The sequence below is a fragment of the Martinezella multihospitum genome (genome assembly GCF_900094585.1).
Taxonomy (GTDB): Bacteria; Pseudomonadota; Alphaproteobacteria; order Rhizobiales; family Rhizobiaceae; genus Rhizobium; species Rhizobium multihospitium.
Window position 1 is genome coordinate 1,397,544 of sequence record NZ_FMAG01000001.1, and the last position, 21,728, is coordinate 1,419,271.

The 21,728-nt window shown below is 59.2% G+C and carries 18 protein-coding genes; 2 read left to right on the forward strand and 16 right to left on the reverse strand.

Annotation, left to right across the window (positions count from 1 at the left end; genetic code table 11):
• Positions 1-132: 132 nt before the first annotated feature.
• Positions 133-786, reverse strand: coding sequence for a TetR/AcrR family transcriptional regulator (locus GA0061103_RS06425; protein ID WP_092708202.1), 654 nt, complete (start codon positions 784-786; stop codon positions 133-135).
• Between the two features lie 192 nt (positions 787-978).
• On the opposite strand from GA0061103_RS06425, the gene GA0061103_RS06430 reads away from it, so the two are divergent.
• Positions 979-2,202 (forward strand): multidrug effflux MFS transporter, encoded by a 1,224-nt coding sequence (locus GA0061103_RS06430; RefSeq protein ID WP_092708205.1) that lies wholly within the window; start codon positions 979-981, stop codon positions 2,200-2,202.
• Positions 2,203-2,474: 272 nt separating this feature from the next.
• Here the strand turns inward: GA0061103_RS06430 and GA0061103_RS06435 are convergent, their stop codons facing one another.
• The 5 genes from GA0061103_RS06435 to GA0061103_RS06455 form a co-directional block, all read right to left on the reverse strand.
• On the reverse strand, positions 2,475-3,278 hold the full coding sequence (locus GA0061103_RS06435; RefSeq protein WP_092708208.1) for an IclR family transcriptional regulator: 804 nt from the start codon (positions 3,276-3,278) through the stop codon (positions 2,475-2,477).
• A 163-nt stretch (positions 3,279-3,441) separates the two neighbouring features.
• Positions 3,442-4,212: an amino acid ABC transporter ATP-binding protein gene (locus GA0061103_RS06440; protein WP_092708211.1), complete on the reverse strand. Its 771-nt coding sequence runs from the start codon at positions 4,210-4,212 to the stop codon at positions 3,442-3,444.
• Positions 4,213-4,225: 13 nt separating this feature from the next.
• On the reverse strand, positions 4,226-4,885 hold the full coding sequence (locus GA0061103_RS06445; RefSeq protein WP_092708214.1) for an amino acid ABC transporter permease: 660 nt from the start codon (positions 4,883-4,885) through the stop codon (positions 4,226-4,228).
• Between the two features lie 6 nt (positions 4,886-4,891).
• Positions 4,892-5,554, reverse strand: a complete 663-nt coding sequence (locus GA0061103_RS06450; RefSeq protein ID WP_092708217.1) for an amino acid ABC transporter permease — start codon at positions 5,552-5,554, stop codon at positions 4,892-4,894.
• Positions 5,555-5,611: 57 nt separating this feature from the next.
• Entirely contained in the window at positions 5,612-6,454 is an 843-nt protein-coding gene (locus GA0061103_RS06455) for a transporter substrate-binding protein (protein ID WP_092708220.1), read from the reverse strand.
• 753 nt (positions 6,455-7,207) lie between these two features.
• On the opposite strand from GA0061103_RS06455, the gene GA0061103_RS06465 reads away from it, so the two are divergent.
• Positions 7,208-7,501 carry a DUF6916 family protein gene (locus GA0061103_RS06465; RefSeq protein WP_092708223.1) on the forward strand — a complete coding sequence of 98 codons (294 nt, stop codon included), beginning with the start codon at positions 7,208-7,210 and terminating at the stop codon, positions 7,499-7,501.
• Positions 7,502-7,534: 33 nt separating this feature from the next.
• On the opposite strand, the gene GA0061103_RS06470 is transcribed toward GA0061103_RS06465, so the two are convergent.
• The 10 genes from GA0061103_RS06470 to GA0061103_RS06515 form a co-directional block, all read right to left on the reverse strand.
• Entirely contained in the window at positions 7,535-8,077 is a 543-nt protein-coding gene (locus GA0061103_RS06470; protein WP_092708226.1) for a GNAT family N-acetyltransferase, read from the reverse strand.
• Positions 8,077-8,610, reverse strand: coding sequence for a phage tail protein (locus GA0061103_RS06475; protein WP_092708769.1), 534 nt, complete (start codon positions 8,608-8,610; stop codon positions 8,077-8,079). Before GA0061103_RS06475 ends, GA0061103_RS06470 begins: the two co-directional genes overlap by 1 nt.
• A gap of 29 nt (positions 8,611-8,639) precedes the next feature.
• Positions 8,640-9,170, reverse strand: coding sequence for a phage tail protein (locus GA0061103_RS06480; RefSeq protein WP_092708229.1), 531 nt, complete (start codon positions 9,168-9,170; stop codon positions 8,640-8,642).
• Between the two features lie 36 nt (positions 9,171-9,206).
• Complete coding sequence (locus GA0061103_RS06485) at positions 9,207-9,737, reverse strand: phage tail protein (protein ID WP_092708232.1); 531 nt, start codon at positions 9,735-9,737, stop codon at positions 9,207-9,209.
• Positions 9,738-10,186: 449 nt separating this feature from the next.
• Entirely contained in the window at positions 10,187-15,868 is a 5,682-nt protein-coding gene (locus GA0061103_RS06490) for a putative Ig domain-containing protein (protein ID WP_208603484.1), read from the reverse strand.
• Positions 15,869-16,708: 840 nt separating this feature from the next.
• Positions 16,709-17,470, reverse strand: a complete 762-nt coding sequence (locus GA0061103_RS06495) for an SDR family NAD(P)-dependent oxidoreductase (RefSeq protein WP_167376530.1) — start codon at positions 17,468-17,470, stop codon at positions 16,709-16,711.
• A gap of 344 nt (positions 17,471-17,814) precedes the next feature.
• Positions 17,815-18,720: a bifunctional methylenetetrahydrofolate dehydrogenase/methenyltetrahydrofolate cyclohydrolase gene (locus GA0061103_RS06500; RefSeq protein ID WP_092708241.1), complete on the reverse strand. Its 906-nt coding sequence runs from the start codon at positions 18,718-18,720 to the stop codon at positions 17,815-17,817.
• Between the two features lie 3 nt (positions 18,721-18,723).
• Positions 18,724-19,608, reverse strand: a complete 885-nt coding sequence (gene purU / locus GA0061103_RS06505) for a formyltetrahydrofolate deformylase (protein WP_092708244.1) — start codon at positions 19,606-19,608, stop codon at positions 18,724-18,726.
• A gap of 54 nt (positions 19,609-19,662) precedes the next feature.
• Entirely contained in the window at positions 19,663-20,469 is an 807-nt protein-coding gene (locus GA0061103_RS06510; protein ID WP_092708247.1) for a 3-methyl-2-oxobutanoate hydroxymethyltransferase, read from the reverse strand.
• A gap of 23 nt (positions 20,470-20,492) precedes the next feature.
• On the reverse strand, positions 20,493-21,719 hold the full coding sequence (locus GA0061103_RS06515) for an NAD(P)/FAD-dependent oxidoreductase (protein ID WP_092708250.1): 1,227 nt from the start codon (positions 21,717-21,719) through the stop codon (positions 20,493-20,495).
• Between the last annotated feature and the right edge of the window lie 9 nt (positions 21,720-21,728).

The following is a 21,728-nucleotide window of genomic DNA, read 5'->3' on the forward strand; positions in this document are numbered from 1 at the left end:
CCTAACTGGCGGCATCCGGTTCGAGGCGCAGCTTGCGACAGCGCCGACGACTTGCTGACGCGACTCGCCAGCTCGTCAAACTCTATTCTCCGCGCCTCATCGGATGACCTTCGGTCTCCGGACGCGATGCCATTAGCGCTTGCCGAATGCGCGCAGAAAGGTCTTCGTTGCCTCTCTTGCCATACGGTGGACTTCTTCCTCTGGAGTTGGACGACCGATCTGTTGGTTGATCCGCAGATCTGTTGCGAGCAGCGCCATGTACTGGCGCGCGGCAAGTGCCGGATCCTCTATGTCGAGATGGCCAGCCAGCGCGAGCTGTGCCAGGCGAGCCGCGATGGCGGGATATTTCTTGCCCGGTCCGTATTCCTTCCAGGTCTCAAACAGTTCGGGAAATCTGCCGCCTTCGGTCTCGACGAGCTTGCGTAGCCAGCGACCATTCGGATCGCAGACCGCCTTGCGCAGGAGAAGCGCTGAAAATTCGGTCAGTTCCTTTTCGAGATCGATAGGCGCCACGGGAAATGTGTCCAACACCCGAAAGAACTCGGCGCTCGACTTCTCGGTGATCTCCGCAACCACAACCTTGAACAGATTATCCTTGTCGCCGAGTTGATTGTACACCGTCTGACGTGACACCCCGGCTCTTGCTGCGATGGCATCGATGCTCGCCGCCGCAAACCCGTCCTCGGCAAAAACGTCGGCGGCTGCGTTCAGGATCGCCTGACGTTTGCTGGTGGCGGGCGGGCAACTCTCTGTCTCGGAAGAAGCCGCTGCGGGCGAAGTTTTCATGACACCACCATATAGGACTTGACCAATTGGACAATACTGTCCAAAATATTTTACAGGAATGACGGGCTATGCATTGGAACCATCTCCGTCTTTCCGCTGTCCCATCTATAATCGCCCACTCAATCCCCGTCACATGCTTTTTGTATGAGACCTGCTTCGTCCGGGGAATGGTGTGCGGGAAAGGTTTTTTCCGTGCAAAGCAAGGATTCCGTTTCATCCCCCGGGGCCGGCGGCTCCCACCATGCCATCGTTCTTGGCCTTCTTTCAGCCGTCGGTCTCTTTGCCCTCGACATGTATCTACCCGCGTTGCCGACGATCAGTCTGGATCTTCACGCTGACAGCCATGCAGTTCAGGCAAGCCTGATCTCCTTCTTCGCCGCCATGGCTGTGTCGCAGATTATCTATGGTCCACTGTCGGACATGTTTGGCCGCAAGCGGCCTCTGTATGTCGGTCTGGTGCTCTACATCCTCGGCGCGATCGGCTGCGCGCTCTCCACCGACATTAGCTGGCTGGTCGCCTTCCGTTTCATTCAGGGTACCGGCGCCTGTGCCGGCGTCGTGATTGCCCGCGCCATCGTGCGCGACCTGCATACAGGGGCCGCCGCCGCGCAACTGATGTCGCGGCTTATGCTGGTCTTCAGTATCTCACCCATCCTGGCGCCGCTCGCGGGCAGCATCGTGACAGTGTTCGGGAACTGGCGGCTGATCTTTTGGGTCATGGTCTTCGCCGGCGTTGTCGGCTTCGTCGCCGGCCGCTTTTTCCTTGAGGAGACCCGTCCGGTTGCGGCTCGCAGCGAAAGCAGCCTCGGCGGGGCATTGAAAGCCTATGGAACGCTCCTTAAAGACCCGTACTATCTCGGTCTGGTGCTGATGGCCTCCTTCGGCATGTCAAGCTACATGATCTACGTCGCCAACTCTTCCTTCGTGCTAATCGGCCATTACGGGCTCTCTCCGAGCTTTTACAGCGTGGTCTTTTCGGTGAATGCCATCGGCTTCATCGGCATGTCGCAGATGAACGGCTGGCTTGCCCGCCGGATTGGTTTGCGCAAGGTGATTCGCGGTGCGGTTTCTGGTTATGCGCTGACGATGTTGGCGCTGGCCGTCCTGATGGCCGGTGGAGTCGATCGCCTAGACATCATGGCGGCCTTCCTGTTTGCGGGCTACGCTTTCCTTGGAATGATCGTGCCGAATGCGGCGGTACTGGCGCTTGAGCACCATGGCCGCATCGCTGGCACGGCCTCGGCGATGATGGGCACGGTCCAGTTCATGACATCGGCGCTGGTGGTTGGCATCAGCGGTATGTTTATGGATGGCACGGCGAGACCAATGGTGGTCATCATCGCTATCTGCTCGGCCACCGTATTCCTCCTCTCGATCGCAGTGCTCAAGAGCAGGCATGTGGTGGCGGCTGAATAGATCTTGCTAGCACCGGTTGCAGCGGCTTGCGCAAGCCGCTCGCACCGAGGCCTTTTCAGCGCGAGCGAACTGCGCCTTCCAAAAGGTGGTGATGCTTGGAAGAAAAGGACACATTGCCTGGGTGTTGCCGCATGATTGGTCCGAACGCGATGACTGACTCGGCCTGATGAGGCCGGCCGTGGCCGCAGCCGTACTTATTTGAGCGAGGCATCACCGGTTCGCATCCTTTCAAGAGCGGAGATTTGCCACCTTCGCGAAAAGTCCTGTTAGGTTTAGGAACCGAAGAAGCGGCCTTTTGACGACCGGAAGCCGAGCTTTTCAGAGATCTCATGAGCGGCTTTCAAGAGGCTGTCGAGATAGGCGGTGCGGTTGCGCAAGCCGTCTTCGCGCGGGGTGACCAGGCAAAGTGTCGCGATGCAGGCACCGTCGGCCTGATGGATGGGTACGGCGAAGCAATGGGTGAAGTTCTCCACTTCGCTGTTGAAGGTGAAATATCCGTCTTCGGTGGCTTGGCGCACTTGAGCGATGAAATCGGCCGGTTCCAGCCGCCTGCCATTCGGCAGCACGAAATCTTCCGGCGGAATGAAATCGAGGATTTCCCGGTCCGAAAGATGGGCGACAAGCAGGCGCCCCGAGGCGGTCCATGGAATGGCGACGAGCTCGCCGACATTCGAGGAAATGCGAAACGGGCGGATGCCTTCACGCATCATGGCAACCGTATATTTATTGCCTTCCAGCAGGCACATTTGCGCTGTCTCGCGCGTTTCCTCGGCGAGCACGCCCAGCATGCGGCCGCATTCGCGCATCAGGTCGAATTGTTCGGCATAGGCGGTGCCGAGAAAGTAGAGACGGCGGCCGAGAAAGACCCGGCCGTCGCCGCCCTGATAGTCGAGCATGCCATGACCGAGCAGAAGATTGACGAGCTCGTAGATGGAAGAGCGCGGCGCACCGATTTCCGTGGCGATCTCGTTCGGGCGCATGGGCTGGCGTTTTACCCGCAGAAACTCAAGGATCTCGAAGGCGCGATCCAGGCCTCGCATGCGTCGCGATACAATGTCGTTTGCAGTCTCGGCCATGCTTTTCTCCAAATATTCCTAAACCAGCCGCAACCGGCACGCCGCGATGCATCAGCATGTGGTGCCGACTATACGGCGCCGGTGTCGCCAGATCTCAGCGAGATGCTGCGATAGCATCCACGCGTGCGATGACGCAACGCTTGCGCCGCGCTCCTGTTTCCTCTCAATTGAAACTCGAGGTCTTGAGAAATTCGGCAAGCCGCTCCGTCTTCGGACGCACGAACATGTCCTTCGGATCGCCTTCTTCGCAGATGACGCCCTGATTCATGAAGATGACGCGCGACGAGACCTCATAGGCAAAGCGCATCTCGTGGGTGACAAGCAGCATCGTCATGCCGTCGGCGGCGAGCCCTTTGATCACTTGAAGAACTTCGCCGACCAGTTCGGGGTCGAGGGCCGACGTCACCTCGTCGAACAGCATCAGCCTCGGCGCCATGGCGATCGCTCGGGCAATCGCGACACGCTGCTGCTGGCCGCCCGAGAGTTGGCCCGGATAATGGTTGGCGCGGACAGCAAGGCCCACACGGTCGAGCCATTTTTCCGCGACGGCGCGCGCATCCGGCTTCGACATCTTCTTCACCTTGATGAGGCCGAGCATCACGTTTTCAGCGGCGGTCATATGTGGAAAGAGATTGAATTGCTGGAAGGCCATGCCGGTGAGCGCGCGCTGACGGGCGATCTCCTTCTCGCTCTTGCGCCGGCGCGTGCTGCCGTCGACGTGATAGCCGATCTCCTCGCCATCGAGGCTGATCTTGCCGCCCTGGAATTCCTCCAGCATGTTGATGCAGCGCAGCATCGTCGTCTTGCCGGAACCGGAGGAGCCGATGATGGAAATGACCTCGCCTTCCTGCACCGTGCAGTCGACGCCCTTGAGAACCTCGTTCTGGCCATAGGTTTTGCGCAGGCCCTGAATGTCTAGAATTGTCTTGCCCATCGGTCCGATCTCCTCAGGACGGCAGTGCGGTCTTGCGCTCGACATATTTGCCGAAGCGCTCGATACCGAAGTTGACGATGAAATAGAGGCCACCAGCCAGGAAATAGAACTGGAGGCTCATGAAATTGCGAGAGATGATCTCCTGCGTGCGCAGGAGCAGTTCGGCGACGCCGATCACGGAAAGCAGTGTCGATGCCTTGACCATCTCGGCTGCCGTATTCACCCAGGCCGGCAGGCATTGACGCATCGCTTGCGGCCACAGGACCGAAGTGAAGGTCTGGGTGAAGGTGAGGCCGATCGCCTTGGCGGCCTCCGTCTGACCTTTCGGGATGGCTTGAAGGGCGCCGCGCACGATCTCGCCGACATGCGACGAGCAGAAGATTGCCAGGGCAAGAATGCCCGCGGAGAACGGCCCCAAATCAAGGCCCACCGCGGACGAGACGTAGTAGCTTGCCAGCACGAGGACCAGCACGGGCGTGCCGCGAATGATATCGGTATAGGCGCGGATCAAAAGGCGCAGGATGGCTCCGCCGTAGACGAGCGCGAGGCCAACGAAGACACCGACGATGGAACCGGCGAGAATGGCAAGCAGGGAAATCGAAACCGTCACGCCGAGCCCGTTGATGATGACGTAGCGGGCGATCCAGAGTTGTTCGAGAAAACTATGAGACATCCGGTGTTACCTCGGCAAAGCCAGCCTGCGCTCGACGAAACGCATCAGCGCGGCGATGAGGAAGCAGGTTGCGACATAAAGAGCTGATGTGACCATCCAGGTTTCGATGACGCGGAAGCTCTCGACGTTGATCTTGCGCGCGGCGAATGTCAGCTCCGGCACGGCAATGGCGGCTGCAAGCGAAGTATCCTTGAACAGCGAGATGATGGTCGAAGATAGCGACGGAAGCACATTGCGCAGCATCAATGGTGCGATGATCGACCCACGGATCTGCATTGGCGTCAGACCGATCGCAAGACCAGCCTCAGAAAGACCTTTCGGGATCGACAGCAACCCTGCGCGGAACACTTCGGCAAGATAGGCGCCCGAGTAGATGGAAAGGACAAGAACGAAGCTTTTGATCTTGTCCAGGCGGAAGCCCATCTGCGGCAAGGCGAAGAAGGCGAACAGCACCAGCACCAGGATCGGCAGGTTTCGGATCACGGTCACATAGACCTGCGCCGGGATAGCTGCCGTTCGGTTTTTCGACGTCAGCGCAAAGGCGAGCATCAGGCCAATCAAGGCGCCAATCAGGATTGATATGATCGCTAGGCCGAGACTGAGCGCCAGACCGCTCATAAGAAAATCAAAATTGCGCCAGACGGCGGCAAAATTCAGCGTGTAACCCATGTCGGGCCGCCCCTTTCAGACTGGCGGAGCGGGAGGATATCCCGCTCCGCTCGGCCGTTACTTATATTCGACCGGGAAGCCGATCTGCGGCGGGGTCAGGTCCTTGCCGAACCAGGTCTTGTAGGACTTGGCATAGCTGTCGAACTCGACGCCGGTCATGGCTTCATGAAGGGCGGTGTTGACGAAGTTCAGCCAATCCTGGTCGCCGCGCTTGACGGCGCAGGCATAGGTCTGCGGATTCCATCCGTAGCCTGCATCCTTGTAGCGGCCAGGATTCTGCGTCATGTACCAGGCGAGCGACGACTGGTCGGTCGCAACCGCGTCGGCACGGCCGGATTCCAGCGCCTGATAGATCAGATCGACGGATTCGTACTGGTCGACCTTCGCATCCGGAAGGGCGGCATGCACCATGGATTCTGCGTAGACGTTCTGCAGAACCGAAATGGTGACGGAGGAGCCCGCCGCCTTCAGCGCCGCATAGTCGGCATATTGCCCATCGGCCTTCAGCATCAGGCCGACGCCTTCGCGATAATAGGGAATGGTGAAGGCCACCTGCTGGGCGCGCTCGCCCGTGACAGTCATGAACTGGCAGGTGATATCGACCTTGTTGGTGGTGATGTTCGGAATGCGGGCGTCGGACGACTGGTTCACATATTCGATCTTGTCGGGATCGCCGAAGAGTGCCTTGGCGATGATGTGGCCCATGTCGACGTCGAAGCCCTGCAGCTTGTCGTCGGCACTCTTGAAGTGCCACGGCGCGTTCGTGCTGCCGGTTCCAAGAACGAGGTGGCCGCGCGCTAGCACCTCATCGAGCTTGCTGCCGTCGGCGAGAACGGGCGTGGAAGAGAGGAGTGCGGCGGCGGCCAGCGACATCAGGCCGACGCGGAAGGAAATGGTCATGGTTGTTCCCCTTGTTCAATGGCTTTCTAATAATCCAATATTCCGGACATCTGTCTGTTATCTCGGATGGAGCATATCAAGAGATATATGGGGCAACTTGTCAATAGTGACTGCTGTTGCCGGTCGTTGGAGATAGGAAAGGGAAAAGGCGCTTTTCGACACAAATGTCTTGATCGACGATCTCAACGCGACATCGGGAAAAGGCGACCAGCATCATCACGCGGATGGAGGTTCTTGTCGGTGCCGGACCGGAGGTAGTCGTTCGGGCGCGTGGTATCTCTGCGGCAGCTTCGCCGCATCAAGCCACTCCAGCCATCATCCGGGCAACGGACAAGGTTCACTCGACGTCACTGGCCATTCGCAACACGAAGGATTCTCCGAGGGAGTGCCGGACATCCGGGTGCCCCGCGAAATCTGAGCGCCCTATTTGATCTATTGTGAGGCGTTTGCGACTTTGCCTGGAAACTGTCCCTTCAACTGAATGGCGGGCCTGGCGAGCTGAATCCTTGGCCGAGGGAGCGTAGCCATCTCGTATGTTTGCGCTCGCTTGTTGGCCAACAGGAGTGCTTTAAGGAACTTTGAAAACGTGGCGGTGGAGCAGTGGAACAAACCAATTCATTTCGTCTGTACAGTATGCTCTCTTTGAAGGAGATGAGTTGCTTGTTTCTTCCCAATCTCTTGATAGACTTCAATCATGGATACCAATCATAAGTCTCTGCAATCAAAAGGCGCCAAGAAGCAATTGAGGTTGGGATGGGGATTGTAACGCTGGATCATTTCGCCCGTTGTCTCGGAGAGGGGTTCGAAATCGATATGGGGGGAGGGGCCTCTGTCTTCACACTGACCGAGGCGCGCCCTTTGCCTGAACGGGGCTTTGCCGGAATGACACGGGCGCCGTTCGCGCTGCTGTTTCGCAGTGGATCACAGGTTGTGTTCCCACAACAGATCTATAGGCTGAACAACGCCACGCTTGGAATTCTCGACATCTTCCTGGTGCCGGTCGCCAGGGACAAGGATGGGATTATCTATCAGGCGATTTTCAATTGATGCCGGATGGTGAACCCGCGGATCTGACGGGAGCTAACGTCTGCGCCACTCCATGCCTATGTGGGTATCGGTGGCGTCAACAACCTTAAATCCGAAAGCCTGATAAAGCTCGTAGGCGCGTCTGTTGTTTCGATCGACATGCAAGGTGATCCCTGAGCTTTTGCCTGCTGCCGTCGCATCTTGAATGGCTTTCAGCGTCGCCGTGCCCAAGCCCAAACCACGCCATTCCGGCAGAAATCCGATATCGATGATGTGCCAGATGTCCGTGCTGACATTAATGTAAAGGCGGCCGATGGAAATGCCGTCCTTCTCTATGATCAGGAAGTTGGTCTGCGGGAAGGTGGCAATGTAATAGCGATGTTGGAGATTGAATTGCTGATCTAAAAATGCCTGCTTATCCTCCGGCGACCACGGCAACAGCGCCAGTTCAGTCTCGCGAAACGAACGGTAAAGCTGGCGTAGAAACGGAATATCGTCCAGCCGTGCAGGGCGCAGCATGCAGGCGGGAACACGGAGCCGATGATGGTCAGTGCGCGCAGGAAACTCCGGTAGCGGGCCGACCACTGCGCCAGACATCAACCGAAGGATGGAAATGTGCCGCTGAGCGCGATGCTGAAGTTGACCGCGAGATAGGGCTGACGGTTTTCGTGCGGCTGGCTCGCGCCCGCAATGCCGATGACATTCTGCGCGAACTGCGCGTTCGGCTGGGTATTGGGCAGAAACGGACTGCTCGAATTCGGCAGGCTCAAGGCGTTTCCGGTGCTCGGCGTGGCGGCTCGCTTGGAAGTGTCGCCCTGATTAAAGAGGGTCAAGGAATGCGCGTGTGCCGGCATCTGCGCCTGCGTCAGGGTTACGCCGTTGCTGCCGAAGGTCTCGCCCTCGATACGTGGCGTCAGGCCTGGTCCCTGACCCTGATTGCAGCCTGCGCGATTGGCAAAGTTGGGCAATTGGAACGAGGTGGTGCCGTTGCCGCCATACTGGACGCCAAGCAGGGAAAAAAGCGCGGTGTTCTGTTGGATCGGGATCATCGCGCCATTGCAGAATGCCCAATGGAGCGGAGCGAAGTTGAAACCAAACAGTTGGATCTCGCCGATGAAAGGTTGTGTCATAGCAATGTCCTCGATGGAAAAGGCGCGATTCAGCCCTGTGAGGGAAAGATGCCGGCCCATGCAATGCAATACTGCACCGTCAGCGTCGGCATCGTATTGTCATGTGGGGTCGTGGATCCCGTCATCTGCGTTGCCGCCGGTGACGTTGTGATCGGAGTGGCTCCGCTTATGTCCGTCGCATACATCGTATCGCCGCTCACCGCGCCAAGCTCGACCGATGGTCCCACAGATTTGCTGTTCGCGGCGCCCGTGGTGGCGAGGTATGGGTGCGTGTGCGACGGCATTTGCAAAGGTAGAAGTGTGACGTTCTCGCTGCCTGCGGATTGGCCGATCACATAGGTCGACAGACCCAGCCCCGTACCTTGATGCATAGGCACGCGCCCGCATAGATTGGGCGTCGCAAACGTTGTTATACCATCGCCGCCATAGATCGTACCGATCAACGTGTACAGTTCCTGATATATCGAGATGGACTGCAGGGAATTGTTGCACGGCAGCCATCCGTAGGGCACGCGGGAAAAACCAAAAAGCCGGATTTCTCCGACAAAGGGGGCGCTCATCGTTGATCCTCCGAGCAAAAGGTTGACAAGAGATGATCAGCTGCGAGACGGAAAAATTCCCTGCAGCGCAATGCAATAATTGATCACGTCGTAGGGTTGCATATTGGCGTGAGGCTGGGTGTTGCCGGCGGGAGTCACGGTCTGGCTCGACAGTACGACTTGGGCGCCGCTGGAAGGACCGTAGATATTGGCACTGTTGGTCCCGTAAAGCGCATTACTCGGGCTGCGCACAGTGCCATTGCTGGTCGTTCCGGTCGCGATATGAATGTGCTGAGGCAATTGCTGCTGCAGCACGGTCACATTTTCCGTGCCTCCGGTTTCGCCGAGCTCGTATGGATCGGGCTGCCACGCGGGATCGATGGAAGGTCCAAATCCGACCGGCGTGCGGCTCTGCATATTGGGCAGGCCGAAGGTTCGAATGCCATCTCCACCATAGTAAGTGGCCAATAGTGAGAACAAGGCTTGGTTCTGCGCGATGGGGAGAATCTGGCCATTGCACAGCGCAAAACCCCTGGGCGCAAACGAAAATCCTGTGAGCATAATCTGGCCAAGAAACACGTCTGACATCTCATACCCCTGAATATTCTAATTATATTAACTGCCATCATCGCTCAATCAATACGATAGATGCAAGAACAAACTTGACCCTCATAGGTATAAAAATTCAGGGAATTTCTATAATCTTTTTAAAAATCGAAGGTTGTAGATAAAATGTCGAAAAATAGGAAAGTCGATAATTATCATTATGTTATTCGGTTGTATAAATTAAAAATACAGAGCGCGAATACTCAAAATACCGGACTATCCGCTCATGAACAGCTGCGTGCTGTAGAGATGGCCCATTATTCGCTGCATGGCGCAAATTACACCGATCGCGGTCGAGCAAATCGCGCGATTGGCCTCATCAAGGGCCGGGGCATGATCTGCCCAACCGGGCGATTTGAAACCGAACATGGAGCCGCCGCCCATAAGGCGGCCTCACGATTGCCCGACCCTCGCGAAGCCCTGAGGCGCCATCAAAATTTCTTGCTTGCGGCGACCTTGGCGCCGACGGATTTCTGCCCGTCGCCTTCGATGTTGAAGAGCAGGCTGGTGTCGAGCATCCAGAAGTTCATGGTCTGTATGGAGACACCGGCGGTGACTGCACCGAAGGCACCGGCTCCGTCGAGACCAGAGAAGCCAGCGGTCAGCCCGAGCTTCGGCGTTAGCTTGGCACCGCTTTCGAGCGTGAAGGATCTTGCGATCTCGGCGCCAAGACTGATGCGGAACTGGTCCTCGTTGAAGCCTTCGATGGTGATCGCATCGCCGGCACCGTTCTTGACCGTATAGTCGTCGACCTTTTCCGAGAAGTAGATCGCCCTGAGCTTCGGCGACAGTGTCGTGTCCTCATCGAGGTACCATTGACCCTCGATCGACGTATCGGCCATCCACCGCGTGGTCTTGAAATTGCCGTCCCAGAACTGGGTGTCGATGGTGTTGTTCGAACCGCCATAGCGCAGGCTGCCATTCCAGAATACGCCCTTGCCGAGCTCGATCGAGGCATAGGGTCCGGCAAGCCAGCCATTGCCCGTCAGTTCCGCATCCTCATCGGTCGGATCCGTCATGCGGTCATAGTGGAAGGAGAGACCGATCAGCGCATGTTCGGAGATCAGATAGTCCACGCCCATGTTGACCATGGCGAAGCTGCCCCATTTCGAGTTGTTGGTGTCCTTGCTGCCCTTGTCGTTATGGGTCAGGAAGGCGCCGCCGATCCAGACGTTGAACGGGGCGGACGCCGCATCCGGATCGCCGCCTGCCGCCCGCATCTGCGTGAGGCTGGTGGAGAAGCTGAGCGTCATGCCCTCTTCCGACGGTGTCATGCGCGCGCTGATCGGGTCCGTCGCCTTCTCCATCTGCCGGCGCTGGAGAAGTCCCGGCACCTCGATCGTGTTGGCGATCATGTTCTGTCGGGATTGCACGAAGTCATGCACGAGATTGCTGATGTCGTCGGCAACCTTGCCGGCGTCGTAACTGACATTGTAGGTGACGGTGGCTGTATTGGAGGTTCCAAGCGCGCTGACGAGCTTGTAGCCGACACGGACCTGGCCGGAATAGGCCGGGTTCAGCACATAGTGCAGATACCAGCCAACGGGAGTGGTAACCGGGCCTGCCTGCGCCAACTGCCCCTGGATGATCGTCGCCGTGCCGGCATTGGCAGGCTCCACGAAAGCGAGGATCGCGGACGTGAACGGGCCGCCGGTTGCGCCGCGATTAAGGTAAACGTCAGGAGGCGCGGAGCCTGCCGGTACGTTGACGACCATGTCCAGAACGGTAACCGATCGGGTCTTCACTCTCAGGCTATAGGAAGCGCTCCCGGTCGCGCCGTTGCCGTCGCGAACCTGGATGGTGAAATTGTAATCGCCTTCCGTGCCTCCCGCGAGCGGACCGTTGAGCTGGCCGGTGGAGATGTTGAGCACCAGGCCGTTCGGCAGGCTGCCGGAGGCAAGGCTATAGATCTTCGTGCCCGCGCCGCCGGTTGTCGTGATCTGCTGGCTGCAGGCTTCCCCCGCCATTGCATCGGGGAGTGCCCCGCCTGCCGGACTGAACACGAACGTCGTTGGTGGCGGCGAGATGGCGATCGTATAGGCTGCAGAGGTCATGGCGCCGTTGGCATCGATGGCGGTCATGGAGAAGCTGTAATTGCCCGGCGTCGTCGGCGTGCCGGTAATGGCTCCTGTTGCATGGTTGAGCGCCAGCCCGGCCGGCAGCGTGCCGGTGGCGCTATAGTTATAAGGGCTGGTCCCACCCGAAGCCGTGATGGTCTCGCTGTAGGCGGTGGTGACGACGCCGGCCGGCAAGGCACCACTCGGCGGTGAGAATATCAGGTTTGGCGCCGTGATCGTCATGCTCACGGTTGCTGGTGCCGAAGTGCCGGAGGCGTTGGTTGCAGTGTAGGTGAAGCTGTCCGATCCGCTATAGCCTGGTGTGGGCGTATAGGTGATGGATGTCCCCGAGGCGGTTGCGGTTCCATGGCCGGCCCCGGTTGCCACTGCGACTGAGGCGGGCGCGCCGCCTGTGATGGTGAGTGTGATCGGATTGGTCGATGAATTGGCGGCAACGGTCGCCGCGACGTTGCCGGCGATCGGTGGCTGGACGTTGACCGCCAGACTGTAGGCTCTGGAGCCCGTAAAGGGACCGGCTCCGGTCGAACCGTCGGTTGCGGTGATCGTCACGTTGAAAGTGCCCGATGCCGTCGGAGTGCCGGAGAGAACGCCGCCGGACGACAGCGTCAGGCCGGCGGGCAGAGTACCAGCCGTTATCGCATAGTTATAAGGACTGGTGCCGCCTGAAGCCGTGATGGTTTGGTTGTAGGCGGCAGCAACGGTTGCAGCCGGCAACGTGGTCGGCGCGATTGCAATCGTCGGAGCGCCGACAACCAGGCTATAGGCCCTGGAGCCCGTAAACGTAGCGCTGTCCGTCGCCGTGATCGTGATATTGAAGGTGCCGCCGGCTGTCGGCGTGCCGGAGAGTATGCCGCCCGACGACAGGGTGAGACCGGCTGGCAAAGCGCCTGCCGTGAGTGCGTAGCTGTAGGAGCCGATGCCGCCGGAGGCGGTGAAGGTCTGGCTATAGGTGGCCCCGATCCCGGCCGGTGGCAGCGTTGCCGGCGCAACGGTGATCGTTGGAGCACCGATCGTGACGCTATAGGCCTGAGAGCCGGTAAAGTGGTTGCCGTCTGTCGCGGTGATGGTGAAATTGAAAGGCCCGGCGGTTGTCGGTGTACCGGTGAGCGCACCGGCCGACGAAAGCGCCACGCCCGGCGGAAGGTTCCCGCTTGTGAGGTTAAAGGTATAGGAACCGGTCCCACCCGAGGCCGTCAATGTCTGGCTATAGGCGGTTCCGGCCGTGCCCCCCGGCAGCGTTGCCGGTGTGATCGTGATCGTCGGGGCGCCGATCGTGACGGTATAGGCCTGAGAGCCGGTAAAGTGGTTGGCGTCTGTTGCGGTGATCGTGAAATTGAAAGGCCCGGCGGTCGTCGGCGTACCGATGAGAGTACCGGTCGAGGAAAGCGCCACGCCCACCGGAAGGTTCCCGCTCGCGAGGCTGTAGGTATAAGGACTAGTTCCGCCCGAGGCTGTCAGTGTCTGGCTATAGGCGGTTCCGGCCGTGCCTCCTGGCAGGGTTGTCGGGGTGATCGTGATCGTCGGGGCGCCGATCGTGACGCTATAGGCCTGAGAGCCGGTAAAGTGGTTGCCGTCTGTCGCGGTGATGGTGAAGCTGAAAGGCCCGGCGGTTGTCGGTGTGCCGACGAGCGTACCGGTCGAGGCAAGCGCTACGCCCGGCGGAAGGTTCCCGCTTTTGAGGCTAAAGGTATAGGAACCGGTTCCACCCGAGGCCGTCAGTGTCTGGCTATAGGCGGTTCCGGCCGTGCCTCCTGGCAGAGATGCCGGGGTGATCGTGATCGTCGGGGCACCGATCGTGACGCTATAGGCCTGAGAGCCGGTAAAGTGGTTGCCGTCTGTCGCGGTGATGGTGAAATTGAAAGGCCCGGCGGTTGTCGGCGTACCGGTGAGTGCACCGGCCGACGAAAGCGCTACGCCCGGCGGAAGGTTCCCGCTTGTGAGGTTAAAGGTATAGGAACCGGTTCCACCCGAGGCCGTCAATGTCTGGCTATAGGCGGTTCCGGCCGTGCCCCCCGGCAGCGTTGCCGGTGTGATCGTGATCGTCGGGGCGGCAACCGCCAGTGTGTAGGCCTGTGCGCCGGTAAAGGGGCCTGTGCCGGTGGAGCTATCCCTCGCAACGATAGTGAAGCTGAAGTTCCCGGCGTCGATCGGCGTACCGGACAGCAGGCCGGTTGAGGAAAGCACCATCCCTGTCGGAAGCGTGCCTGTCGACAGCGAATAGGTATAGGAACCTGTGCCGCCTGACGCTGTGAGCGTCTGACTAAAGGCTGTTCCCGCCGTTGCGGCAGACAGGGAGGGAGGGTTGATAGTGATCGTCGGCGCTGAAACGCTCAAGCTATAGGCCCTCGAACCGTTGAACGGCCCGGTCCCGGTCGAACTATCGGTCGCGGTAACTGTGAAGTTGAACGTTCCGCCTGCCGTCGGCGTGCCTGTGAGTGCGCCTCCCGATGAGAGCGTCAGGCCTGCTGGAAGAGCGCCCGCTGTGACGGCAAAACTATAGGAACTCGTACCTCCCGACGCTGTAATGGTTTGACTATAGCTGGCAGCAACGGTGGCGGACGGGAGTGTGGTCGGTGCGACTGTAATCGTTGGCGCTGAAACCGTCAGGGTATAGGGTCTTGAGGTATTAAAGGGGCCTGTACCCGTGGAACTGTCCGTTGCCGTGACAGTGAAATTGAAGTTGCCTCCCGCGGTCGGCGTGCCGGTGATTACACCTCCCGATGACAGTGTCAGGCCGTTCGGAAGCGAACCGGCCGTAACGGCAAAACTATAGGAACTGGTGCCGCCGGATGCGGAGATGGTTTGATTGTAGCTGGCACCGATGGCCGCAGCCGTCAACGTCGCCGGCGCGATCGTAATCGTCGGCGCCGCAATGGTCAGGCTGTAAGCCTTCGAACCGGTGAATGGTGCACCCGTGCCGGTGGAACTATCCCGCGCGGTGACCGTGAAGTTGAATGTGCCGCCTGCCGTCGGCGTGCCGGAAAGCGTGCCTGAGGAGGAGAGCGTCAAGCCGGCTGGTAGAGCACCTGATGTGACACTGAAACTATAGGAACTGGTGCCGCCCGATGCCGTGATAGTTTGGCTATAGGCGGTTCCGACCGTGCCTGTCGACAAGGAGGCTGGGTTGACCGAAATCGTCGGCGGGGAAATGGTCAAAGTATAAGATTCCGAACCAGTGAACGGCCCGGTCCCGGTCGAACTATCGGTGGCGGAAATTGTGAAGGTGAAGCTGCCTGCTTGCGTTGGCGTGCCGGAAATCACGCCAGTCGTCGTTGACAGGCTCAGACCGGTGGGAAGGGCACCTGTGACCGCATAAGTGTAAGAGCTGGTGCCACCGGTGGCGCTGACGGTCTGGTTATAAGTCGTTCCGACAGCGCCTGAGGTGAGTGTCGCTGGCCCGAGCGTAATCGTCGGTGGACTGACCGTTATGGTCACCGTCGCGGGCGATGATGTGCCGGCTGCATTGGTCGCGGTGTAGGTGAAACTATCCGGTCCGGAATAGCTCGCTGTCGGCGTATAGGTGATTGAGGTACCACTGGCTGTGGCAGTTCCGTGAGACGCCTGCGTCCCGACGGCCACCGAGGAAGCTGCTCCTCCCGACAGGTTCAGCGTAATCGTATTGGACGTGCTGCCATGGCTTACCGTGGCGCTGACCGGGCCAGCAGTAGGTGGTGTCAATCCCGCCGGCGCGATTGCAATATTCACTGTGAAGGGATGCGCGCTCGCATCGACCAACGTAAAGGTGTCTTGGGTCGCTCCGTCGCCGTTGTTCGTGTAGATGAACGAGCCGGCCGCCGAGTTGTAGCTCGTTATCGTACCATGCTGTGGAAGAACTACGTTTGGATCGCCAATGGGATTGAGACCAACTGGATCGCACAGCGTGCCGATGTTGACATTAAGCGTCCCGCCGGAAGCCATCGGGCTTGTCGACGGCGTCGTATGGGAATCGGGGAAATTGAGGGTAGTACATGCCGCGTAGGCCGCGCCCGGGGTTGCCAGCGATAGACCGGTGCAGAATAAGGCAGCGAGCAGCATTATCCTAAGCAGCAGCGTACAAGCGCGCGCGCTGAAATCTATCGATCGCGTGGTTATTTTAGAGATCTGGCTCGCGTCCCGCATTGCGCGGCGAGCCTGAATTTTAGCGAGAGCATTTTCTGATACGAAACTATTGTCCCCAGGACAGGTTTCTCTTCCTGTAGCTTTGGTCGCCAGCTGTTCGACGCTTGTCATTTGCCCAACCCAAAGACCGAGCAAACCCCGCCACGAAAAGCAGGAAATTGCTCTTGTGCTTGCCCGTCTGCATTGTGGCTGACGCCCCTCTACTCAATCGAAGTACTATATAAAGCAACCTAAAAGGCAATTTCTCATGCTCGAGAATCCCTGAGATTGATTCTTTTGGAATCATTATTCAATCAAATGTTGTAGATTAGCAACAAAGCAGATTGCATATATGTGCCACGTGGCATCCGCTCTTCGACAAGGGGGCAGTCTTCTGCGGTCCCCGCGAAAGCGCGGGGATGGCCTGACATTTGAGCGGCATTGGAAAGCTCGATGGCGCAAACCATCGGGCACCTGAGATAACTCAACCAACTTAGCTCTAGCCATCTTTGTGGTCCGAGCATTGTTCCAGGTCGGGTTCGAAATTAGGTGTCGAAATCGCCCTCGGCTCTGAAACCCCTTCCGATTCGCGCTTGCTGAGTTGTGCGGTCAGCCGCTTCGCTACCAAAGCCCGCCGAAGCGACAAAATTGAAATCCAGATTCCCGGCAAGCGCCTGCAATTTCCCGACCGGCGCCTGGACCTACGCACAGGCTGCGAGGCTATAGGCTCGAAGGCGGGCGGCGGGGGCATTCCATCGAGCATTCGGGACAGCATAGCTAGTCGATGCGACCGCTCGCGGTTAGCCCACCATCGCACAAATATACGCCGCCCGTAACGAAACTCGCCTGCGGCGAGAGTAGGAACGCGATTAACTGTGCGACTTCTTCCACCTTGCCATAGCGCCGAAGGGGCGTGTTGCTCTCATACCAGTCCCTTATGTGGGATGCTCCATCATGCGACAGTTCAAAGGCTGCCATGAGTGGGGTTTCAAGCGGGCCTGGCGCAACGCAATTGACGCGAATGCCTAGCGGGGCGAGATCAACCGCGGCGGCTCGTGTCAGGCCGACAACGGCATGTTTGGAAGCGACGTAGGCGCTGGCGTTGGCGTTTCCCAGCGCACCCGACGTGCTTCCGACCATGACGATCGACCCTCGACCGTTTTGACGAAGCGCTGGAGCGAGATATTTTATACAGAGGAATTGGGCGGTGACATTCACATTCATCACATGCGCGAAAGCGTCATCGTCTATGGAGAGCACCGACCCCGCAGGTCCTTCGATTCCCGCCGCACACACGATACCGCTAAGCGGTTCTCGATCACGAAGTTCTTGGCCAAGCGGTGCGAGTTCTGCGGGATTGGTTATATCTGCCTTAATCCAACGAAACGACGCGTCGGGGTTGGCGGAGACCTTGGACGCGTCATCGGGCTCTCGCTGGTCGACGCCGACAACATCGATCGACGAGGCTAGAAGCAATTCCGTTACGGCTCGTCCAACAGCTCCGTTGGATCCGGTCACCAACACGCGATCACGAATCAAGCTCTTACCCCTCAGGTCAGGTATTTCCTAATGATCATTGCGGGTTACCAAAATTGTTTCAAGAAAGAATTGACCAGTCCATTTGCCGCGAATCTGCGTGATGCTCATGCAGTTCGACCGATCGGCAAACCATCACTGCGAGGATGAGCGCTGTGTCTAGAAAGGTCTTGAGGAGCGCCTACGAGCCCGTAGGGGATATGCTGGCGTGTCAATACAGGGCAATCACAAGCCAGGCTCGGAGCGAACTCGTCGAGGAGGCAAAACGCCCGTCGTGCTGATCGATCAATTTCAGCTGCCGGTGATGAATGAGCTCGATGGGGCGGTGGCCTAAACACCTCTTTCCCTCAAAACCTCGGCGGCGTCTTGCCCGCGGCGCGATGAGCTGCAATGACGGTATTGGCCATCAGCATGGCAATCGTCATCGGCCCGACACCGCCCGGAACCGGCGTGATGGCCTTGGCGACACCGGATGCTTCCGCATAGGCGACATCGCCCACCAGCCGGCTCTTGCCCTCGCCACGCTCGGGTGCCGCAATCCGGTTGATGCCGACATCGATGACGGTCGCACCCGGCTTCACCCAGTCCGCCTTGACCATCTCAGCCCGGCCGACGGCCGCCACCAGAATATCGGCGCCGCGTGCGACCGAGGCCAGATCCTTCGTCCGCGAATGCGCCGTCGTCACCGTCGCATTGGCATTGAGCAGCAATTGTGCCATCGGCTTGCCGAACAGGTTGGAGCGGCCGATGACCACGGCGTTCAGCCCCGACAGCTCCTCGCCATGGATGGAGCGCACCAAAAGCATGGCGCCGGCCGGCGTGCACGAGATCAGCCCGGTATCGAGATCGCCGGTCGCAAGCTTGCCGGCATTGACCACATGCAGCCCATCGACATCCTTCCCCGGCTTGATCGACTGGATGATCGCATCGGAATTGAGATGCTTCGGCAACGGCAGCTGCACCAGAATGCCATGAATGGAGGCATCGTCATTCAGCGAGGCCACCAGGGCGGCGAGCTCTTCCTGCGTTGTTTCCACCGGCAGCGTGTGCTGCACCGACTTGAAGCCGCATTCCTTGGCCATCTTGCTCTTGGAGTTCACATAGGCGTGGCTGGCCGGATCGTCGCCGACGATGACGACCGCAAGGCCGGTCTTCACGCCGGCCTCCTGCTCAAGTCCCGCTGATGCAGCCTTCACAGCCTCGATCACCGAGGCTGCCGCCTGTTTCCCGTCAATCACCGTTGCGAGCGCCATCACTCACCCCATGCGCTCGGAGGCATAGGAGCCTGGGCTTGCCGGGAAGACGATGGTGCGGTTGCCATTGAGGAAGGTGCGATAGTGGATATGCGCATGGATGGCACGGGCGAGAACCTGGCTCTCGACATCGCGGCCGATCGAGACGTAATCCTCGGCCGACTGCGCATGCGTGATGCGCGCCGTGTCCTGCTCGATGATCGGACCCTCGTCGAGATCGGCCGTCACATAATGCGCCGTCGCCCCGATCAGCTTCACCCCGCGCTCATAGGCCTGCTTGTAAGGGTTCGCCCCCTTGAAGGACGGCAGGAAGGAATGGTGGATGTTGATGATCCGGCCCGACATCTTCCGGCACAGCGCATCCGACAGGACCTGCATGTAGCGGGCCAGCACGACGAGCTCGGTTCCGGTCTGCTCGACCAGATCCAGGAGCTGGGCTTCGGCCTGCGGCTTGTTCTCCTTCGTCACCTTGATGTGGTGGAAGGGGATATCGTGATTGACGACGACTTTCTGGTAATCGAAATGGTTGGAGACGACGCCGACGATGTCGATCGGCAGGGCACCGATCTTCCAGCGATAGAGCAGGTCGTTGAGGCAATGGCCGAAGCGCGACACCATCAGCAGCACCTTCATGCGCTTCTTCCCATCATGGATCTCCGCATCCATGGCGAACTTTTCGGCGATCGGCTTGAAGCCTTCGGCAAGCGCTGCCTGGCCGACGCCTTCCTCGGAGATGAAGGAGACGCGCATGAAGAAGCGGCCGGTATCGAGATCGTCGAACTGGCTGGAATCGACGATGTTGCAGCCCTCACCGGCCAGATAGTTCGAGATCGCCGCTACGATCCCACGCGTCGATTGGCAGGATACGGTCAGGACATAGGTTTTCATTCGAAGTAGCCCAATTCGATGTGATAAATGCTTCACCGGAAGCCCAAGGTGCGATTAAAGAGTTTGCTCGGCGAGGATGTGCAGGAATGCCTCAAATTCTTGCCTGTCGATCGCGACCTGATGTCCCTTCTCCGGATAGACGCCGGAACGAACGTCACCGGCAAATTCGGCAAAGGCGGCAACGCGCTCATTCTGCAGCCGGTCGAACTCCGCCGCGAAATCGCGGTAGACCTTCGCATGGCGGGGGCGATGGCCGCGATTGCTGCCAAGGACATCATCGGCAAACAGATATTGCGCGTCACATCCCGTTCCTGCCCCCATCGAAATCATCAGCATCGATGTCCTTTGGCTGATGGCGGCCGCAACGTCGCCGGGGACAACCTCGATTTCGACGGCGAAGGCGCCGGCTTCTTCCAACGCCTTGGTCTGGCGCCAAATCTCAAAAGCGCTGATCGACGTTTTTCCGACGGCACGGAAACCGCCCGTCCATGTCGCCCTCGAAGGAATGAGACCAACGTGGCTACAGACAGGAATTCCCTCGTCCCGCATTCGTCGAATGATCGCGACGCTTGCGGCGCAGTAAACAGCATCGCCTCCGGCTTTCAGTGCCTTGAATGCCTCCCGCATATATTCTTCTGCCGAGACATAATCGCCATATTCCAGGCCCGGTATTGCAAAGGGGCTTGGCGCGGCTTCGCGGAATGAGGGGCCTAAAAGTGCTGGCGGGACGGAAAGCATATCGATGCCGGCTCTCTCGGCGGCTTCCGCTTCCTCAAGCGAGGTGACGCGCAGCATTGTTAGTTGTCGCTTTCCTTTGAACGACAGGAGATCGGCAACCGTCGGACGATCGTGCTTTTGCATTGGATGTTCCTCGATATGGATGGTTACGCCGCAAGCAGCGACTTCAGCTTGACCGTGCTTGCCGCCAGGGCGGCCTGATCCGGATGCGCGCGGGCGGCGATCAGCATCTCGGCAAGGCGGATATCGCGTGCTATGGCATTGCCGCGTCCGATGCCGCTGGCGGCGAGCAGCCTTCCGTCCGCGCCGAGATGGAAGAGGATGAACGCCCCGTCATCGAGGTCGCGCCGCACATGGGCGACCGCTTCATCCGCAAGGCCGGCGATCTGCAATGTCAGGTCATACTGGTCGGACCAGAACCACGGCACGGCGGATATCTCCGTACCTTCTCCCAGCATATTGGCGGCGGCGAGATTTGCCTGCTCCTGCGCGTTGCGCCAGGATTCGAGGCGAACGCGTCTTCCGCCATAGAGCGCCAGCGGAAAGGAGCAGCAATCGCCCGCCGCATAGATATCGGCAATCGAGGTCTCCAGCCGCTCGTTGACGGCGATGCCGTTGTCGATCGCAAGGCCTGCGTCCGCAGCGAGCGCGACATTCGGGAGGGCGCCGATACCGATGAGCAGGAGGTTGGCAGAGATCACTTCACCGGTTGCCATGCGAACAACCACCTTGTCGGCGTCCTCCTGCACCGCTTCGATGACCTGACCGCAGCGTATATCGGCGCCTTCCCGACGATGCCGTTCGGTAATAGCCTCGGCGATTTCTTCCGGCACGCCGCGTTTCAACACCCGCTGCAGACCCTCGATGATAGTGACGTCGGCACCGCGCTTGCGTGCCGTCGCTGCCAGTTCAAGACCAATAAAGCCGCCGCCAATGATGGCAATGTGCTGTCCGGGGTTGAGAGCGGCATGCAATGCCACCGCATCCGCATGGGTCCGCAGCATGCGGATACGGTGAGAGGTGCCATCAGTGCCGGGAAAGCCCCGTGCAGAGGCTCCCGTTGCGAGCAGCAGTTTGTCGTAGCTCAGCGTTTCTCCATCCGCGAGCCTGACCGTCCTTGTGGCAGGAGCGATCGCTGTCACCGTCGTGTTGAGCCTCAGGTCGATCGACAGCTCCTGGTAACGTTCCAACGCTGCGACGAACTTTGGCTTGGGCGCTTCATCCGATCCGCTTTTCGAAAGCGGCGGGCGCTCGTATGGGGCAAGCGGCTCGGTGCCGATGAGGGTGATGTCGCCCGCAAATCCCTTTTCACGAAGTGCGAAGGCAGCGCGGGCACCGCATTCCCCGGCTCCGACAATGACGAAATGCGCCACGATAGTCTC

Bases quoted from the DNA above. Each gene is read 5' to 3' on its own strand.
- GA0061103_RS06425 (WP_092708202.1), bottom strand. From the start codon at position 786: ATGAAAACTTCGCCCGCAGCGGCTTCTTCCGAGACAGAGAGTTGCCCG.
- GA0061103_RS06435 (WP_092708208.1), bottom strand. From the start codon at position 3,278: ATGGCCGAGACTGCAAACGACATTGTATCGCGACGCATGCGAGGCCTG.
- GA0061103_RS06440 (WP_092708211.1), bottom strand. From the start codon at position 4,212: ATGGGCAAGACAATTCTAGACATTCAGGGCCTGCGCAAAACCTATGGC.
- GA0061103_RS06445 (WP_092708214.1), bottom strand. From the start codon at position 4,885: ATGTCTCATAGTTTTCTCGAACAACTCTGGATCGCCCGCTACGTCATC.
- GA0061103_RS06450 (WP_092708217.1), bottom strand. From the start codon at position 5,554: ATGGGTTACACGCTGAATTTTGCCGCCGTCTGGCGCAATTTTGATTTT.
- GA0061103_RS06455 (WP_092708220.1), bottom strand. From the start codon at position 6,454: ATGACCATTTCCTTCCGCGTCGGCCTGATGTCGCTGGCCGCCGCCGCA.
- GA0061103_RS06465 (WP_092708223.1), top strand. From the start codon at position 7,208: ATGGGGATTGTAACGCTGGATCATTTCGCCCGTTGTCTCGGAGAGGGG.
- GA0061103_RS06470 (WP_092708226.1), bottom strand. From the start codon at position 8,077: ATGTCTGGCGCAGTGGTCGGCCCGCTACCGGAGTTTCCTGCGCGCACT.
- GA0061103_RS06475 (WP_092708769.1), bottom strand. From the start codon at position 8,610: ATGACACAACCTTTCATCGGCGAGATCCAACTGTTTGGTTTCAACTTC.
- GA0061103_RS06480 (WP_092708229.1), bottom strand. From the start codon at position 9,170: ATGAGCGCCCCCTTTGTCGGAGAAATCCGGCTTTTTGGTTTTTCCCGC.
- GA0061103_RS06485 (WP_092708232.1), bottom strand. From the start codon at position 9,737: ATGTCAGACGTGTTTCTTGGCCAGATTATGCTCACAGGATTTTCGTTT.
- GA0061103_RS06490 (WP_208603484.1), bottom strand. From the start codon at position 15,868: ATGCTGCTCGCTGCCTTATTCTGCACCGGTCTATCGCTGGCAACCCCG.
- GA0061103_RS06500 (WP_092708241.1), bottom strand. From the start codon at position 18,720: ATGGCGCTCGCAACGGTGATTGACGGGAAACAGGCGGCAGCCTCGGTG.
- purU (WP_092708244.1), bottom strand. From the start codon at position 19,608: ATGAAAACCTATGTCCTGACCGTATCCTGCCAATCGACGCGTGGGATC.
- GA0061103_RS06510 (WP_092708247.1), bottom strand. From the start codon at position 20,469: ATGCAAAAGCACGATCGTCCGACGGTTGCCGATCTCCTGTCGTTCAAA.